Raw genomic sequence first — 16,204 nt, forward strand, 5'->3', positions numbered from 1 at the left:
ATCGACAATGATCACCGCCCTCTCCGTCCTGTTCTGGTTCATCTCGCAGCATCCGCTGCTGACGTTCTTTGCAGCGATGGTGCTGGCCGGGCTGGTCTCGTGGTGGCGGCGCTTTCCGGGCTACGCCATCGTGGTGTTCCCGCTGGCGATGCTCAACATGTTCCTCGGCCACTTCCTCAACGCCACCTTCCTCAACGTGGTGGGCGAGCGTGGTGAAGCGGTGATCGTCAAGGCCGAGCGAACCAGCTCCACGCTCAACGAACAGTACATCTGGCGCTACGAAGGGGTGCTGCGTACCGCCGAGGGCCGCGACGTGGACGTGGTGTTCCACACCAACACCGCTTCGCTGTGGCCGCTGGAAAACGCCATCCGTATCCCGGCGCGCGACCAGCCGTTCGTGGTCAAGTACACGCCGGGCTTCCCACGCAACTTCGTCATCCTCACCAATGAATCCCCGCACGGCGTCGCCCAGGCCCGGGCCAGCGCGCGCGAGCGGGTGGAGGTGGCGGCACGCAAGCTGCATTTCAGCCCGGGTAATGCCGATTTCCGCGCGGACTATCGCCGCGAGCTGGAAAGCTGGCTGCGCGACCACGGCAACGATCCGCAGCAGCAATCCGACGCGCAGCGATATCGCGCCGAACTCGACGCGCTCGACCGCTAGATGCCCAGGCCCTGCCTGGATGTTCCACCCCATCCACCCCACAGGCCTGACATGACCACGACCTCCGCCGCTCTCCTCCCGCTGCTGCAGCAGGTCCTTCAGGACGCGGGCGTCGCCAGCCACGTCGACGGCAACGCGCTGCTGCTGGACAGCGGCCTGCGCCTGACCCCGCATGCAATGGCCGCACACGCGCGCGAAAACGGTGGTTGGCAGACCTCCACCGTCATCGAAAGCCAGCATCCGCAGTTGTTCGCCGATGGCCTGTTCGAGTACCAGCATGCAAATGGTGCCGATGAGCAGGCATCGCTGTTGTCCGGCTTCCAGACCTGGGTGCGGGTAGACCTGGCGACCCTGCAGACCGCGATCGGCGCCCAAGACGCACAGGGCCTGCCGATGATGGGCCTGACCTATCCGGCCGGTGACAATGGCGAGGAACACGAGCGCACTGTAGTGCTGGGGCCGTTGGCGCACTACCGTGCACAGGAAGTGGATGCCTCCACCTGCAGCGAAGACGATCATGGCTCCTGCCCTTGCTGCCTGTTCACCCGCAGCATGGAGGCCTTCGACGAGCTGCTGAAAGCCCGCCAATTCCTCGCCATCCGCCTGTTCGCCTCGCGCGATGCCGACGGCCTGTGCGAGGCCGATTGCCGGGTCAACGGCCACGACTTCGCCGCCGCCCTGCCCCTGCTGCGCGCCTACGCGGCCAGCTGGCCGCAGGCCGGGCTGGAATTCCGCAAGCAGTACGTGGTGATCCGCACCGGCTCGCCAGGCTGACCCACGCCCACACCCGATACAGGCCCGTGCGGCTACACTGCGCGCCGGTTCCCCAAGCAACCGCACTTTTTCCCATCCCACACGAGGCACCCCCGCGATGCTGTACGCGCAAGTCCACCTGACCCTTCCCGCCTGGATCCACGACCAGATCGACCTGGATCGTCGATATCCGGGCGATGAGGCCAAGGTCGCGCTGGCGATCGAGCTGTCGCGGTTGAACGTCGAGCACGCCAGTGGCGGCCCGTTCGGCGCGGTGGTGTTCGGCCCGGACGACAAGGTCATCGCCGCTGGCGTGAACCGGGTGATGCCGCACGCGACCTCGCTGGCGCACGCCGAGAACATGGCCTACATGCTGGCCCAGCAGCGCCTGCAGACCCCGCGCCTGAACGCGGTGCTGTCGCCGGTCACCCTGGCCACCAGTTCGCAGCCATGCTGCCAGTGCTATGGCGCTACCGTGTGGGCCGGCATCGACCGCCTGCTGATCGGTGCCAACTCGGCCGACGTCGAGGAACTGACCCCGTTCGATGAAGGCCCGCTGCCGGCCGACTGGGTCGGCGAGCTCAACAAGCGTGGCATCGAAGTGGTGCAGGGCCTGAACCGCGACGCCGCGCGCAGCGTGCTGCGCGCCTATGGGGAAAGCGATGGCGCCCGTTACTGAGACCGGCATCGGCCTGCTGTGCCTGTGCCGGCAGGGCTTCGAGCCCGAGCTGGCCGGCGAGCTGCAGTTCCGCGCCGGTGAAGCCGGTTTCGCCGGCTACGCGCGCACCCAGCGCAATGATGGCTACGTGCTTTTCATGTGCGACGAAGCCGCCGCGCTGGCGCCGCGCCTGCGCTGGCGCGAGCTGATTTTCGCGCGGCAGAAGCTGGTGGTGCTGGCCGAGCTGCCGCAGCTGGACCCGGCCGACCGCATTACCCCGATGCTCGACGTGCTGGCCGATGCGCCGCGCTTCGGCGACCTGTGGGTGGAACACCCGGACTCGGACGCCGGCAAGCCGCTGTCCGGGTTGGCCCGCGCCTTCGGCAACGCACTGCGCCCGGCGCTGCGCAAGGCCGGCAAGCTGACTGACAAGCCGAGCAACCGCCTGCCGCGCCTGCACGTGGTGTTCGTCGACGGCACCCACGCCTTCGTCTGCGTGGCCGACCCGGCCGACAGCGCGCCGTGGGCACTGGGCATCCCGCGCCTGAAGCTGCTGCCCGAAGCACCCTCGCGTTCGGCGCTGAAGCTGGACGAAGCACTGCTGACCCTGCTGACGCCGGAAGAACGCGAAGCACTGGCCAAGCCCGGCATGCGTGCGGCCGACCTGGGTGCCGCCCCCGGCGGCTGGACCTGGGTGCTGACCCGCCAGCACATGCACGTGTTGAGCATCGACAACGGCCCGCTGCGCCAGCACGTGCTGGACACCGGCCTGGTCGAGCACCTGCGCGCCGATGGCTTCCACTGGCATCCGGAACAGCCGCTGGACTGGATGGTCTGCGACATGGTCGAGCAGCCGCGCCGCGTAGCCGAACGCATGGCCACCTGGTTCCGCGAAGGCTGGTGCCGGCACGCGATCTTCAACCTGAAGCTGCCGATGAAGAAGCGCTGGGACGAAACCCGCCTGTGCCTGGACCTGTTCCAGGACCAGGCCGGCAAGCCGCTGGTGGTGCGTGCCAAGCAGCTCTATCACGACCGTGAGGAGATCACCGTACTGGCGTCGCCACTGCGCTGAGGCCATCACGTCCGCCGGGCATACCCCGGCGCTGCAGAGGGAGGAGCATCCATGCGACATCGAACGATTCCGCTGCTGATCACCCTGCTGGCCGCCGCACCAGCGGTGGCCCAGCAATTGCCGCACACCCCGGCACAAAGCCAGCCGTTGGGCCCCACCGGCGGCGCGATCCGCCAGCAACCGCTGGATGCGGGCCGGGTCAGCGGCAGCGTCGAGATTCCGCAGCCGGCCGGCGAGGCGCAGGTGACCGTGCGTTCGCTGGAACCGAGCAGCGTGGTTGGCCAGTACCGCATCCACTTCGCTGCGCTGGATGTGAACGGCGATGGTTTCATCAGCCGCGAGGAAGCGCAGGCGAATCCGGCGCTGGCCGATGAGTTCAATGCGTTGGACGTGAAGCGTCGCGGCAAGCTGGATCGTGCCGACCTGGCCGGCTGGCTGGTCGACTGAAAAAGGGGACGGAGGGGATTAAGTCGTTTGTGGCACAAACGACTTAATCCCCTCCGTCCCCTTTTTTGATCCAGCGCGATCTTCATCCACGCATGGCGTGGATCTACTGACGTCGGGCACCCACCAGAGCGGTTTGCATTCTGCTACACCCCGGCGGCGCGCTTCCAGAATGCCTGCACCAGCGGCGGCCATTTGCCGACGCAGCCCAGCGCCCGGCCGCGGGCCAGGGTCAGGTGCATTTCGTCGTTGGAGAACAGGCGGTTGATCGCATCGAAGCTGTAGGCGGCGATGTGGTTGTCGCTGCGCCGTTCGCGTGCCCAGCGCTGCAGGCGCTGCGGCGACAGGCGCGGCTGACCACGGCGCTCGGCCGACGGCGCCAGCCACTGCTGCAGGGCGGCCACATCGCGCAGGCCCAGGTTCACGCCCTGCCCGGCCAGCGGATGCACCACGTGCGCGGCATCACCCAATGCCAGCACACGGCCGGCCACGTAGTGACGTGCCAGCTGGCGGCGCAGCGGGAAGGCTGCGCGCGGTGATGCCAGCCGCAGCTCACCCAACCGCGCCGCGAAGGCGCGGGTCAGTTCGCGGTTGAAGCTGCCTTCGTCCAGCGCCAGCACGCGCGCGGCCTCGTCCTCGGGCAGGGTCCAGACGATCGAGCTGCGGCGCTCGGCCACCGGCAGCAGCGCCAGCGGCCCGCTCGGCAGGAAACGCTGCCAGGCGGTGGCCTGGTTGGGAAGATCGCTGTCCACGTAGGCCACCACGCCACGCTGGTGGTAGTCATGCTTTTCAACCTCGATCCCGGCCAGTTGGCGCAGGGTCGATTCGGCGCCGTCGGCGGCTACCGCCAACGCCGCTTCCAGGCGACGACCGTCATCCAGGCGCAGGCGCACGCCGTCGTCGTCCTGCTCCAGCGCTTCCACCCGCGCCGGGCAGTGCAGCTGCACGCCCGCCGCCGGTAACGCCGCCCACAGGCGATCCTGCAGCAGGCCGTTCTCGACGATGTAGCCCAGTTCACGACGGCCGAAGCGATCGGCATCGAACAGCAGATCTTCGCCACCGGCCGCATCCCACACCTGCATGCGCCGGTAGGGCCAGGCGCGGGCCTGCACGATCGCCGGCCACACGCCCAGGCGGTTCAACAGTTGTACGTTGTCAGCAGCGAAGGCGAACACGCGCAGGTCAGGCTGTGCGGCCTGCCACGGCGCGGGCTCACGACCTTCCACCAGCGCAACCGACAGGCCGGCATCGGCCAGCGCCAGCGCGCACGCGGCACCGACCACGCCACCACCGACGATGGCCACATCAAGGCGCATGCGCCGGCTCATGCGGCTTCTCCGCGGCACAGGCGCGGCACTTCGCCGCGGAAGCCCATCGCGCCACCGACCAGCATCGACTGCACCGATGCGCGTTGCGCGGCCACCAGGCCGAGGCTGCGCAGCGGCCGCATCAGCGGCGCCGGGTTGCTGGTCAGGCGCGCCAGGCCGCCGGAGAACGCCACCGTCTGCCGGCGATCTTCCTCGCGGCGCGCGACATAGGCCTGCAGCAGTGCATCACTGCCGGCATCTTCATGCGCATCCTCCAGCAGCTCGGCCAGGGTCAGCGCATCGCGCAGGCCCAGGTTGAAGCCCTGTGCACCCAGCGGATGAATGGTCTGCGCGGCATTGCCCAGCAGCACCGTGCGCTCACCGGCCAGCGCACGCGCCAGCACCTGGATGAGCGGGTAGGCGCTGCGCGGGCCGGACTCGAGCAGGCGGCCGGCACGCCAGCCGATCGCGTTCTGCAGGCGTTGCAGCCAGGCGGCATCGTCCAGCGCCATCACCGCATCGGCCTGGTCGCGCGCAACACCATGCACGGTGCCGAAGTGACGATCGCCGCGCGGCAGCAGGGCCGTCGGGCCGGTATCGGTGAAACGCTCCCACGCGGTGCCATCCGGCGCGCGCTGGCTGCGTACACGGGCCACGAACAGGGTCTGCTGGAAATCATGGCGGTCGACCTCGATGCCCAGTGCACCACGCACGCCACTGGTCGTACCGTCGGCACCCACCACCAGCCGTGCCAGCAATACGCGCTCGCCGGCCTCATCGGCGACCCGCACCTGGCGGTAGCCGTCGACCACTTCACCCAGGCCCAGGAACCGCATCGGCCGGTAACGGCGCAGCCGCGGCAGCTCCTGAAGCCGCCCTTCCAGCGCCTGGCCGAAGTCGCGGGCGACCACCACCTGGCCGAACCAAGGCCGGTCGTAATCGGCCGCTTCCAGCTGCACACGGCCGAAATCGCCGGCACGGCTGACGTGGATGCGCCGGATCGGGCCCGGTGCCATCGCCAGCTTCTGCATCACCCCCAGCGCGGTCAGCGCATTGACGGTGGCAGCGGCGAAACTGAGATTGCGCTGGTCGAACACCACCGGCAGCTCGCCGGCCGGGCTGGCCTCGAGCAGGCCCACGTCGCGGCCGAGGCGGTCCAGGGCAATGGCCAGGCTGGCGCCGACCAGGCCACCACCGACAATCAGCACGTCATGTCGTTCACTCATGCGTTCATGATACGCGCTCGCCCCGTCTGTACGCCGAACGGCCGGTCCTGCGCCAACCCGCGCGGCGGGCTAGAATGAAACCTGAATCCGCTCCGGGCCCGCCACCATGTCCGACACTGCCAACCGCGCCTTCGTCCTGTCCGTGCTCGTTCTGGTGCTGGCAGCGACCCGTGTCAATCACTTCGCGGCGATCCCCGATGCCTCATGGGCGGTGTTCTTCATCGGTGGCTTCTACCTGGCCCGCTGGACGCGCTGGGCGTTCCCGCTGCTGATGGTGTTCGCGGTGCTGGTGGACTGGATCGTGATCCGCAGCAGCGGCCTGGACTTCTGGCAGCACTACTGCGTGTCGCCGGGCTACTGGCTGCTGCTGCCGGCCTATTTCTCGCTGTGGGCCGGCGGCATGCTGCTGGGCCGCAACTACCAGAGCGCGCGCTGGCCGGTACTGGCCAAGGGCGCGCTGCTGCTGGTCGCCTCGGTGGCGGTCTGCCACCTGCTGGCGCAGGGCGGCTTCTACTGGACCAGCAGCAACGTGGCCGAGCCGACCCTGGCCGGCTGGGCACAGAACTACGCGCAGTGGTTCGGCCCCTACCTGCGCACCACGGCGATCTACGTGGCGCTGGCCGCCGCCCTGCAGCTGGCCGTGGAGCAGGTGTTGAAGCTCCAGCAGGCCCGCCGCGACATCCGCCACTGAGCCGCGACATGGGTCATCGCCTCTCGCGCATCTACACCCGCACCGGCGACGACGGCAGTACCGGCCTCGGTGACGGCCAGCGCGTGCCCAAGGATGATGCCCGGGTGGCGTCCTACGGCACCGTCGACGAGGCCAATGCCGCGCTCGGCCTGCTGCTGGCCGTGCCCCTGCCCGAGGATGTGCGCGCGCTGGTGGTGCATCTGCAGCACCAGTTGTTCGACCTGGGCGCCGAACTGTGCATCCCCGGCCACGCCGCGATCCACGCCGCCGATGTCTCGGCCCTGGAACAGCAGCTGGACCATTACAACGCCGACCTGCCGATGCTGAAGGAATTCATCCTGCCGGCCGGCGGCGAAGCCGCCGCGCGCTGCCATCTGGCCCGCACCATCGTCCGCCGCGCCGAGCGCGAAACGGTCACCCTGGCCCGCCACGAGGCCGTGCGCAGCGAGGCGTTGCAGTACCTGAACAGGTTGTCGGACCTGTTGTTCGTGCTGGCCCGGGTGCTGGCCCGTGCCGACGGCCAGGGCGAAGCGCTGTGGCAACCACAGCAGCGCCAGCGCTGAGCCTGCACGATGCTGGTCTACACCCATCCGTCCTGCCTGCTGCACGACCCCGGCCCCGGCCACCCGGAGTGCCCGCAACGCCTGCAGCATGTGCTGGACGCGCTGCACACCGCGTTCCCCGGCCAGCTGGAGTGGCGCGAAGCGCCACCGGCCAAGTTCGGTGAACTGACCCGGGTCCACGACAGCGCCCTGCTCGACTTCGTGCTGCAACCGCAGACCGCACCGCTGCGCCAGCTGGACATGGACACCTGGACCTCACCCGGCTCGGCCAGCGCCGCCGTGCACGCCGCCGGTGCCGGCGTGGCCGCGGTCGATGCGGTGATGCTGGGCGACGACCCGCTGGCCTTCTGCGCGGTACGCCCGCCGGGCCACCACGCCACCAGCAGCACGGCGATGGGCTTCTGCCTGCTCAACAACATCGCCATCGCCGCCGCCTATGCCCGCGACCGCCACGGCCTGGAACGGATCGCGGTGGTCGACTTCGACGTCCACCACGGCAACGGCACCCAGGACATCTTCCAGCACGACGCCCGGGTCTCGTACTACAGCACCCACCAGGCCGGGCTGTTCCCCAATTCCGGCCTGCGCCGTGACCGCGGTGCCGGCAACCTGATGAACATCCTGCTGCCGCCGGGCAGCGGTGGCTTCCGCTTCCGCAATGTCTGGGCCGACGAGATGCTGCCGGCCATCGACGACTTCCGCCCGCAGCTGCTGCTGATCTCGGCCGGCTTCGACGCCCACCTGCGTGATCCGCAGGCGGACCTGATGCTGGAGACCGACGATTTCGCCTGGATCACCGGTGAACTGCACGCGCTGGCACGCCGTCACGCGGCCGGCCGGGTGGTCTCGATGCTGGAGGGTGGCTACGACCTGCAGGCCCTGGCCGAGTGCAGCGTGGCCCATGTCCAGACCCTGCTCACGCCGTCCGTGGGCACCTCCGCCGGATGAACCCGAACCGGCAGGCTCCGGCGTCCTTCATTGCCCCTATGCAAGGGATGGGGCAAGCTACCGTCCGTTTTCGCCCGAATCCGAACCGCGTGCGCCGAGCCCTCCGCCTGCTTCCCCTGCCTCTGAGCATCGCCATCAGCCTGCCGGCGATGGCCGATGAAAAGCCGCTCAACTGGGGCCTGTGCCCGGCCACCGACGTCATTCCCGCGTTCACTGACGCCCCCACCCCGGTTCCGGCCCAGGACAAGGCTGCCGCCGCGGCCGCCCGCGAGCAGCAGCCGACCGACATCGAGGGTGACCAGCTGCTGGGCACCACCACCGTGCCGCAGTACGAGGGCAACGTGGCGCTGCGCCGGGGTGACCAGTTCGTCGGTACCGACAAGCTCAGCTTCGACACCGAGACCGGCAACTACATCGCCGACGGCAATGTCCGCTACCAGGACGGGTCGATCCGGATGGTCGCCAAGCGTGCCGAAGGCAACCAGGAAAGCGATACCCACAAGATCTCCGACATCAAGTACCAGCTGGTGTCGCGCCGGGGCAACGGTGATGCCGAGTCGGTCGACCTGCAGGGTGCGGTCGGCCAGATGCACCGCTCCACCTACACCACCTGCGACCCCTCGCAGCCGGTGTGGAAGCTGTCGGCGCCGCAGATCGAAGTGGACAACGACGAGGGCTTCGGCACCGCGCGCAACGCCGTGCTGCGCATCGGCAAGGTGCCGGTGCTGTGGGCGCCGTACTTCAAGTTCCCGATCGATGATCGCCGCAAGACCGGCCTGCTGTTCCCGCAGCTGGGCATGTCCGGGCGCAACGGCTTCGACTACGCCCAGCCGATCTACTTCAACCTGGCGCCGAACTACGACGACACGCTGACCCCGCGCTACATGAGCCGGCGCGGCCTGCTGCTCGACAACGAGTTCCGCTACCTCTACAACGGCGGCCGCGGCGAGGTGTTGACCTCGTTCATGCCCAACGACCGCCTGCGTGACCGTGACCGCGGCCGGGTGATGTTCACCGGCTACCACAACGTGGACAGCCACTGGCAGGCCCGCGCCAACCTGGCCTGGGTCAGCGACGAGCGCTATGTCGAGGATTTCGCCAACCGCCTGGTGGGGGTGACCGCCTCCAACCTGCAGAGCACGGTGGGCCTGTATGGCACCGGCACGAACTGGACGGCCGGCATCATGGCCGACCGCTGGCAGCTGACCGACTACACGCTCGACGAGCGCGCCCTGCCCTACAACCGCCAGCCGCGCCTGTACTTCAACTGGGACAAGCCGGTCCGGCCCTGGCTGGAAGCCGGCATCTACGCCGAAGCGGTGCGCTTCACCCACGACGACATCAACTTCAAGAACGCCGTCGGCACCGGTAAGGATCTGCAGTACACCCGCAACGGAGTGCAGTGGACCGACGGCGTCGGTGTCAGCGGCGGTTCGCGATTGGACGTGAAGCCGTATGTGTCATTCCCGATCAGCGGCGCGGCCTGGTATGTGACCCCGACCCTGGCCTACCGTTACACCGCCTATCAGCTGGACCGTGGCCTGGTGGATGGTGTGAGAGGCATCCAGGCCCAGATCCTGAGTTCGCAGGGCATCGACCCGAACACGGCCACGCCCGAACAGCTGCGCGGCAATACCTCGCCCAGCCGCAGCCTGCCGATCGGCAGCATCGACGCCGGCCTGTTCTTCGATCGCGAAACCAGCATCCGCGGCAAGTCGTTCCTGCAGACCCTGGAACCGCGCCTGTTCTACCTGCGCACGCCGTACCGCAACCAGGACGAGCTGCCGATCTTCGACACCCGTGACTTCACCTTCAGCTGGGGCCAGCTGTTCCGCGACTCGCGCTACACCGGCGCCGACCGCCAGAACGACGCCAACCAGCTGACCCTGGCGGTGAGCACCCGGTTCATCGACCAGACCACCGGCAAGGAACGTTTCTCGGCCTCGATCGGCCAGATCCAGTACTTCGATGAGTCGCGGGTGACCACCACCCCCGGCGGCGCCCCGGTGGAAAAGGGCAAGTCGGCCTGGATCGCCGATGGCAACTACATGATCAACGACCGCTGGACCCTGGGCGCCACCTACCAGTGGGACCCGAAGTACAAGCGCGAGGATCTGGCCAGCGTCCGTGCCCGTTACCTGATGCCCAACGACGGCGTGGTCAACCTGAGCTACCGCTACCGCATCAATGCCGGTGCTCTGCCCGGTGCCAACAAGCATGACCGCACCCTGCTGGAGCAGGCCGACCTGTCGTTCCTGTACCCGCTGAATGCGCGTTGGAGCCTGGTCGGCCGCTATTACTACTCGCTGCAGGACAAGGAGCCGCTGGAAATCATCGGCGGTGTCCAGTGGGACAGCTGCTGCCTGGCCGTGCGTGTGGTCGGCCGCCGCTATGTCCGCAATCGCGAAGGCGAGATGAACAACTCCATCCAGGTGGAGTTCGTCCTGAAGGGCCTGAGCTCCATCGGCCAGGACACGGACCGCACTCTGCGCCGTGCTATCCTCGGCTACAACCGCGACGACCTCTATCTCGTGCCGCCCAGCAACACCGGGGCGACCCGCGATGACTACGATCCGAATCTGATCCCATGACCAAGCGCTTCCCCGTTCTACTCGCCTCGCTGCTGGCGGTGTCCAGCGTGTCCGCCCCCCTGCAGGTGCTTGCCCAGGAGGCGCAGCCGCTCGACCGCATCGCCGCCGTCGTCGATGAGGACGTGATCCTGCAGAGCGAGCTCCAGCGTGCGATCGCCAACATCAAGGCGCAGTACGCCGGACGGGAGAACCAGCTGCCGCCGGAAGACGTGCTCAGCCGCCAGGTGCTCGAGCGCCTGGTGCTGGTCAAGCTGCAGGTGGCCCGCGCCCAGGGCAGCGGCATCCGGGTCAGCGACCAGGAGCTGAACCAGGCGATGAACTCCATCGCCCAGCAGAACGGTTCGAACCTGGACGCCCTGCGCCAGCGCTTGGCCCACGACGGCATCGATTTCAACGATTTCCGCGCATCGGTGCGTGATGAGATCACCGTGCAGCGCCTGCGCCAGAGCTTCGCGCAGAGCCGCATCAGCGTCAGCGAGGGTGAAGTCGATGCCGCGCTGAAGCAGCAGGCCACGGTAGGCAACCAGTACCACCTGGCGCACATCCTGGTCGCGTTGCCGGACGGCGCCAACGCCGACCAGATCGCCACCGGCCAGAAGAAGGCCGATGGCGTCAAGGCCCTGCTGGACAAGGGCGAGCTGGACTTCAACGCGGCGGCCGTGCGCTATTCCGACAGCCCCAATGCGCTGGAAGGCGGCGACCTGGGCTGGCGCAGCCTGGATGAAATCCCGCAGGCCTTCGCGCAGATGATGGAAAAGATGAAGCCCGGCGAAGTGGTCGGCCCGATCCGTGGCCCCAGCGGCTTCCAGCTGTTGAAGCTGGTGGAAGTGCGCGATGCCAGCGCCACCGCTGGCGCCAGCACCGTCACCGAGTACCACGGTCGCCACATCCTGGTGCGCGTGGACGATCATCAGACCGACGCGGCCGCCAAAGCCAAGATCGATACCCTGCGTGCCCGCATTGCCGGTGGCGCGGACTTCGAGACCGTGGCCAAGGAGTCCTCCGAGGACAACAACAGCAAGGGCCAGGGCGGCGATCTGGGCTGGTTCCCGGCCGATGCGTTCGGTCCGGCCTTTGGCCAGCAGGTGGCCGCCATCCAGGACGGCGGCGTCAGCCAGCCGTTCCGCACCGATGCCGGTTGGCACATCCTGCAGCGCGTGGCCACTCGCCAGACCGACGTGACCAACGACAACCAGCGTGCCCAGGTCCGCGAGACCATTGGCCGCCGCAAGCTGGAAGACGAGTACAACCGCTTCCTGCAGGAACTGCGTGGCGAAGCCTACGTCAGCTTCCGCAGTGGCGACCGCGCGGAAAACACCGCTACGCCGCCGCAGTCCTGATCGATGCGCCCCGAGCTCGCTCTGGTACCGGGCGAGCCCGCCGGGATCGGCCCGGAGCTGTGCGTCCGCCTCGTCCAGCAGCCGCGTGAAGATTGCCGGCTGCTGGCCTTCGCCGACCCGGACACCCTGCGCGCGGCCGCGGCCGCGCTGAACCTGCCGCTGCAACTACTGCCCGAGGGTGCCGAAGCGCGCGTCCCCGGCGACCTGCGCCTGCGCGTGGTGGCCAATGCCACCCCGAGCCGTTTCGGCCAGGCCGATCCGGCCAATGCCGGCGCGGTCATCGGCGCCCTGCTCGGTGCCGGCCAGGCCTGCCTGTCAGGCGAACTGCACGGCGTGGTGACCGGCCCGGTGCACAAGGCCGTCATCAACGAAGGCGGCATCGCCTACAGCGGCACCACCGAACTGCTGGCCGACCAGGCTGGGGTGAAGGTGGTGATGATGCTGGCCAACCACATCGTGCGCGTGGCCCTGGCCACCACCCACCTGCCACTGCGCGAGGTGGCCGACGCGATTACCGCGCCCAGCCTGGAACACACCCTTCGCACCGTGCACGCCGCGCTGCGCCGCGAGTTCGGCCTGACCGCGCCACGCATCGCCGTGCTCGGCCTGAACCCGCACGCCGGCGAAGACGGCCATCTGGGCCGCGAGGAACTGGACCTGGTCATCCCGCTGCTGCAGCGCCTGCGCGCGGAGGGCATGGACCTGATCGGGCCGCTGCCAGCCGATACCGCCTTCCTGCCGGCCAAGCTGGCCGGCTTCGACACCGTGCTGGCGATGTACCACGACCAGGGCCTGCCGGTGCTGAAGTACTCGGGCTTCGAGCAGGCGGTGAACCTGACCCTGGGCCTGCCCTACCCACGCGTTGCAGTGGACCACGGCACCGCGCTGGACCTTGCCGGCCGTGGCGTTGCCGATCCTTCCAGCCTGCAGGCGGCAACGACGTTGTGTGCGCAGCTTGCGCGGCAACGTACACTGAGCGCATGAATTCCCCGCATTCCCCCTCCGGCCCGGTGTTCACCGCCCCGGCCAAGAAGCAGCTTGGCCAGCATTTCCTGGCCGACCGCCACTACATCGACAAGATCGTGATGGCGGTCAACCCGAAAGACGGTGACCGCCTGGTCGAGATCGGTCCCGGCCAGGGCGCGATCACGCTGCCGCTGCTGCGCGTGCATCCGAAACTGACGGTGATCGAGTTCGACCGTGACCTGATCGCGCCGCTGACCGCCGCCGCCGAGCCGCTGGGCGAGCTGACCATCGTCCACCGCGACGTGCTGCGCGTGGACTTCACCGAGCTGGCCGCCGGCCAGCCGATCCGCCTGGTCGGCAACCTGCCCTACAACATCTCCTCGCCGATCCTGTTCCATGCACTGGAACATGCCGCGGTGATCCGCGACATGCATTTCATGCTGCAGAAGGAAGTGGTCGACCGCATGGCCGCCGGCCCCGGCAGCAAGGTGTACGGCCGGCTCAGCGTGATGCTGCAGGCCTACTGCCAGGTGACCTCGCTGTTCGTGGTGCCGCCGGGCGCGTTCCGGCCGCCGCCGAAGGTCGATTCGGCCGTGGTGCGGCTGGTGCCGCGTGACCCGGCCACGATCAACATCAACGACCACAAGCGTTTCGCCGAGGTGGTCAAGGCCGCCTTCGGGCAGCGCCGCAAGACCCTGCGCAACGCCCTGAACAACGTGGTGTCCGCCGAACAGTTCGTTGCCGCCGGCGTGCGTCCCGATGCCCGCGCCGAACAGCTGGACGTGGCCGAATTCATCGCTTTGGCCAATGCCTCCTGATTACACTGCCGGTATGGAAGACGCTGACGTTTACGCCATCTCCGTCGAAGTCGCACCGCGCTTCCTCGACGATCAATCCGCGCCGGAAGACGGACGCTATGCGTTCGCCTACACGATCCGCATCCACAACCAGGGGCGTGTTGCCGCGCGCCTGGTCGCACGCCACTGGCGCATCACCGATGCCAACGGCCGCGTCGAGCATGTCGATGGCGACGGGGTGATCGGCGAGCAGCCACGCCTGCGTCCCGGTGAAGACTTCCATTACACGTCCGGTGTCATGCTGGGGACCGATCACGGGACCATGCAGGGCCACTACGACATGGTCGCCGACGACGGCACCGAATTTGCCGCGCCGGTCGCACCTTTCGTGCTGGCCATCCCGCGTACCCTGCACTGACACGGAGGCCGGACGATGAGTGTGTGGGCGATCGGCGACCTGCAGGGCTGCTATGACGTCACCCAGCGGCTGCTGGAGAAGATCCGCTTCGACCCGGCGCAGGACACCCTGTGGTTCTGCGGCGACCTGGTCAACCGCGGTGGCCAGTCGCTGGAAACGCTGCGGCTGGTGCATTCGCTGCGCGAGCACAGCGTGGTGGTGCTGGGCAACCATGACCTTTCGCTGCTGGCCGTCGGTGCACGCACCGAAGAGGAACAGCGCAAGGTCAACCCGGACCTGCTGCGCATCGTGCAGGCCGAGGACCGCGACGAACTGCTGGACTGGCTGCGCCTGCAGAAGCTGGTGCACGTGGACCGCGAGCTGGGCTGGATGATGGTGCACGCCGGCCTGGCGCCGAAGTGGACCACGCAGATGGCCGAAAAGCATGCCGCCGAGGTCGAGGCGCAACTGCACGGTGCCGGCTACCGCAAGCTGTTCCGCAACATGTACGGCGACAAGCCGAGCTGGGCACCGAACCTGTCCGGCTACGACCGTTCACGCGCGATCATCAATGTGCTCACCCGCATGCGCTACTGCACCCCGCGCGGGCGCATCGGCATCGAGGACAAGGGCACGCCGGGCACGCAGGAACAGGGACTGTACCCCTGGTTCGAAGTGCCGGGCCGGGTCGAGCGCGACCTGAAGATCGTCTGCGGCCACTGGTCGGCGCTGGGCCTGACCATCACCCAGGGCGTGCATGCCATCGACACCGGCGCAGTCTGGGGCGGCAAGCTGACCGCGATCCAGCTCGATACCGATGAACTGCGCGTGGTGCAGGTGCCGGGCCGCGATGTCCCCGCACCCGTGCCCAACGCACGCCCGCCAGCGCGACCGGCGCACGAGCGCCCGGCGGCATCGGCGCAGGGCAAGGAACAGGGCGGCGGCAACACCCCGGCCGCCACCCCGGGCAACCGCGGCCCACGCCGTCGTCGTCGCCGTGGCGGCGGCGCGGGTGGTGGCTCTGCGGGCCCCGGCAGCAACAGTCCCCCGCCGCAGGCATGACGCGGCGCGGTGGGGCACCATGGACGGTGCTGCTGCTGACGGTGGCCCTGGCCAGCGGCTGCCAGCCCCCTTCGGCCCCGGCCCCCGCCGACGGCGGAAACGCCGGCCTCACGCCATCGCAACCGCAGGCGCCTTCGCCGCCGCTGGTGGCAGCGGCGCGCGCACAGGTCGGCGTCACCACCCGCTACGACCCTACCTATCAGGTGCTGGCCTATCCCGGCGGCGACGTTCCGGTTGATCGCGGCGTGTGCACCGACGTGGTGGTGCGTGCCCTGCGCAGCCAGGGCCTGGACCTGCAGGCGCGCGTGCATGAAGACATGCGCGGCAATTTCAGTGCCTATCCCGCGATCTGGGGCCTGTCACGGCCGGACCGCAACATCGATCATCGCCGTGTGCCGAACCTGATGCGCTGGTTCGAACGGCAGGGCTGGCAGCAACCGATCACGGCCGCCGCCACCGACTATGCGGCCGGCGACATCGTCGCCTGGAAGCTCAACGGCAACGGGCTGCTGCACGTGGGCATCGTCTCCGACCGGCGGCTGGCCAATGGCACGCCGCTGGTGCTGCACAACATCGCGCGCGGCACGCGCGAAGAGAACCTGTTGTTCCAGCACGCCATCATCGGGCATTACCGGATGCCGCAGCGACAGCCCAGGTAGAGTCGACTGTCAGTCGACTATCGCGCGCAGCGCGGGTTTTTCGGGTGACCGCCGAGAGCAGTCGACTAA

The 16,204-nt window shown here is 68.5% G+C and carries 17 protein-coding genes; 15 read left to right on the plus strand and 2 right to left on the minus strand.

What is annotated here, in order from left to right; genetic code table 11:
* Nucleotides 1-7: 7 nt before the first annotated feature.
* The 5 genes from AC5P5S_RS15015 to AC5P5S_RS15035 all read left to right on the plus strand — a co-directional run bounded on the left by AC5P5S_RS15015 (nt 8) and on the right by AC5P5S_RS15035 (nt 3,591).
* Complete coding sequence (locus AC5P5S_RS15015) at nt 8-661, plus strand: membrane protein (RefSeq protein ID WP_012479203.1); 654 nt, start codon at nt 8-10, stop codon at nt 659-661.
* Nucleotides 662-712: 51 nt separating this feature from the next.
* Entirely contained in the window at nt 713-1,435 is a 723-nt protein-coding gene (locus tag AC5P5S_RS15020; protein WP_060380610.1) for a DUF6348 family protein, read from the plus strand.
* Nucleotides 1,436-1,532: 97 nt separating this feature from the next.
* Nucleotides 1,533-2,093: a nucleoside deaminase gene (locus AC5P5S_RS15025; protein WP_004154307.1), complete on the plus strand. Its 561-nt coding sequence runs from the start codon at nt 1,533-1,535 to the stop codon at nt 2,091-2,093.
* Nucleotides 2,077-3,144: a 23S rRNA (cytidine(2498)-2'-O)-methyltransferase RlmM gene (gene rlmM, locus AC5P5S_RS15030; RefSeq protein WP_060380613.1), complete on the plus strand. Its 1,068-nt coding sequence runs from the start codon at nt 2,077-2,079 to the stop codon at nt 3,142-3,144. The genes AC5P5S_RS15025 and rlmM overlap by 17 nt, the downstream gene beginning before the upstream one ends.
* 51 nt (nt 3,145-3,195) lie before the next feature.
* Nucleotides 3,196-3,591 carry an EF-hand domain-containing protein gene (locus AC5P5S_RS15035; RefSeq protein WP_005408148.1) on the plus strand — a complete coding sequence of 132 codons (396 nt, stop codon included), beginning with the start codon at nt 3,196-3,198 and terminating at the stop codon, nt 3,589-3,591.
* Nucleotides 3,592-3,734: 143 nt separating this feature from the next.
* Here the strand turns inward: AC5P5S_RS15035 and AC5P5S_RS15040 are convergent, their stop codons facing one another.
* Together AC5P5S_RS15040 and ubiH are read right to left on the minus strand one after the other, a co-directional pair.
* Nucleotides 3,735-4,916, minus strand: coding sequence for a UbiH/UbiF family hydroxylase (locus AC5P5S_RS15040; RefSeq protein WP_062607753.1), 1,182 nt, complete (start codon nt 4,914-4,916; stop codon nt 3,735-3,737).
* Entirely contained in the window at nt 4,913-6,121 is a 1,209-nt protein-coding gene (gene ubiH, locus AC5P5S_RS15045) for a 2-octaprenyl-6-methoxyphenyl hydroxylase (RefSeq protein ID WP_062607755.1), read from the minus strand. Before ubiH ends, AC5P5S_RS15040 begins: the two co-directional genes overlap by 4 nt.
* Before the next feature lie 106 nt (nt 6,122-6,227).
* Between ubiH and AC5P5S_RS15050 the strand changes: the two genes are divergently transcribed.
* From AC5P5S_RS15050 to AC5P5S_RS15095, 10 genes are all read left to right on the plus strand, one after another.
* Nucleotides 6,228-6,812 (plus strand): hypothetical protein, encoded by a 585-nt coding sequence (locus tag AC5P5S_RS15050; protein WP_005408145.1) that lies wholly within the window; start codon nt 6,228-6,230, stop codon nt 6,810-6,812.
* Nucleotides 6,813-6,820: 8 nt separating this feature from the next.
* Complete coding sequence (locus AC5P5S_RS15055) at nt 6,821-7,375, plus strand: cob(I)yrinic acid a,c-diamide adenosyltransferase (protein WP_005408144.1); 555 nt, start codon at nt 6,821-6,823, stop codon at nt 7,373-7,375.
* A 9-nt stretch (nt 7,376-7,384) separates the two neighbouring features.
* The gene (locus tag AC5P5S_RS15060; protein ID WP_005408143.1) at nt 7,385-8,323 is read left to right on the plus strand and encodes a histone deacetylase family protein; all 939 of its coding nucleotides are present in this window, start codon (nt 7,385-7,387) and stop codon (nt 8,321-8,323) included.
* An 89-nt stretch (nt 8,324-8,412) separates the two neighbouring features.
* On the plus strand, nt 8,413-10,914 hold the full coding sequence (gene lptD, locus AC5P5S_RS15065; RefSeq protein ID WP_080052387.1) for an LPS-assembly protein LptD: 2,502 nt from the start codon (nt 8,413-8,415) through the stop codon (nt 10,912-10,914).
* A complete protein-coding gene (locus AC5P5S_RS15070) occupies nt 10,911-12,254 on the plus strand; it encodes a peptidylprolyl isomerase (protein WP_005408141.1) in 1,344 nt (447 codons plus the stop codon). The genes lptD and AC5P5S_RS15070 overlap by 4 nt, the downstream gene beginning before the upstream one ends.
* 3 nt (nt 12,255-12,257) lie before the next feature.
* A complete protein-coding gene (pdxA, locus tag AC5P5S_RS15075) occupies nt 12,258-13,238 on the plus strand; it encodes a 4-hydroxythreonine-4-phosphate dehydrogenase PdxA (RefSeq protein ID WP_062607757.1) in 981 nt (326 codons plus the stop codon).
* Nucleotides 13,235-14,038: a 16S rRNA (adenine(1518)-N(6)/adenine(1519)-N(6))-dimethyltransferase RsmA gene (rsmA, locus tag AC5P5S_RS15080; protein WP_005408139.1), complete on the plus strand. Its 804-nt coding sequence runs from the start codon at nt 13,235-13,237 to the stop codon at nt 14,036-14,038. The genes pdxA and rsmA overlap by 4 nt, the downstream gene beginning before the upstream one ends.
* Before the next feature lie 13 nt (nt 14,039-14,051).
* Complete coding sequence (gene apaG, locus AC5P5S_RS15085; RefSeq protein WP_005412297.1) at nt 14,052-14,435, plus strand: Co2+/Mg2+ efflux facilitator ApaG/CorD; 384 nt, start codon at nt 14,052-14,054, stop codon at nt 14,433-14,435.
* 15 nt (nt 14,436-14,450) lie between these two features.
* Nucleotides 14,451-15,476, plus strand: coding sequence for a symmetrical bis(5'-nucleosyl)-tetraphosphatase (locus AC5P5S_RS15090; protein WP_005412296.1), 1,026 nt, complete (start codon nt 14,451-14,453; stop codon nt 15,474-15,476).
* On the plus strand, nt 15,473-16,135 hold the full coding sequence (locus AC5P5S_RS15095) for a DUF1287 domain-containing protein (RefSeq protein ID WP_062607764.1): 663 nt from the start codon (nt 15,473-15,475) through the stop codon (nt 16,133-16,135). The genes AC5P5S_RS15090 and AC5P5S_RS15095 overlap by 4 nt, the downstream gene beginning before the upstream one ends.
* The last annotated feature ends 69 nt before the right edge of the window (nt 16,136-16,204 follow it).

Source organism: Stenotrophomonas sp. YJH_SMC_54 (assembly GCF_059368435.1).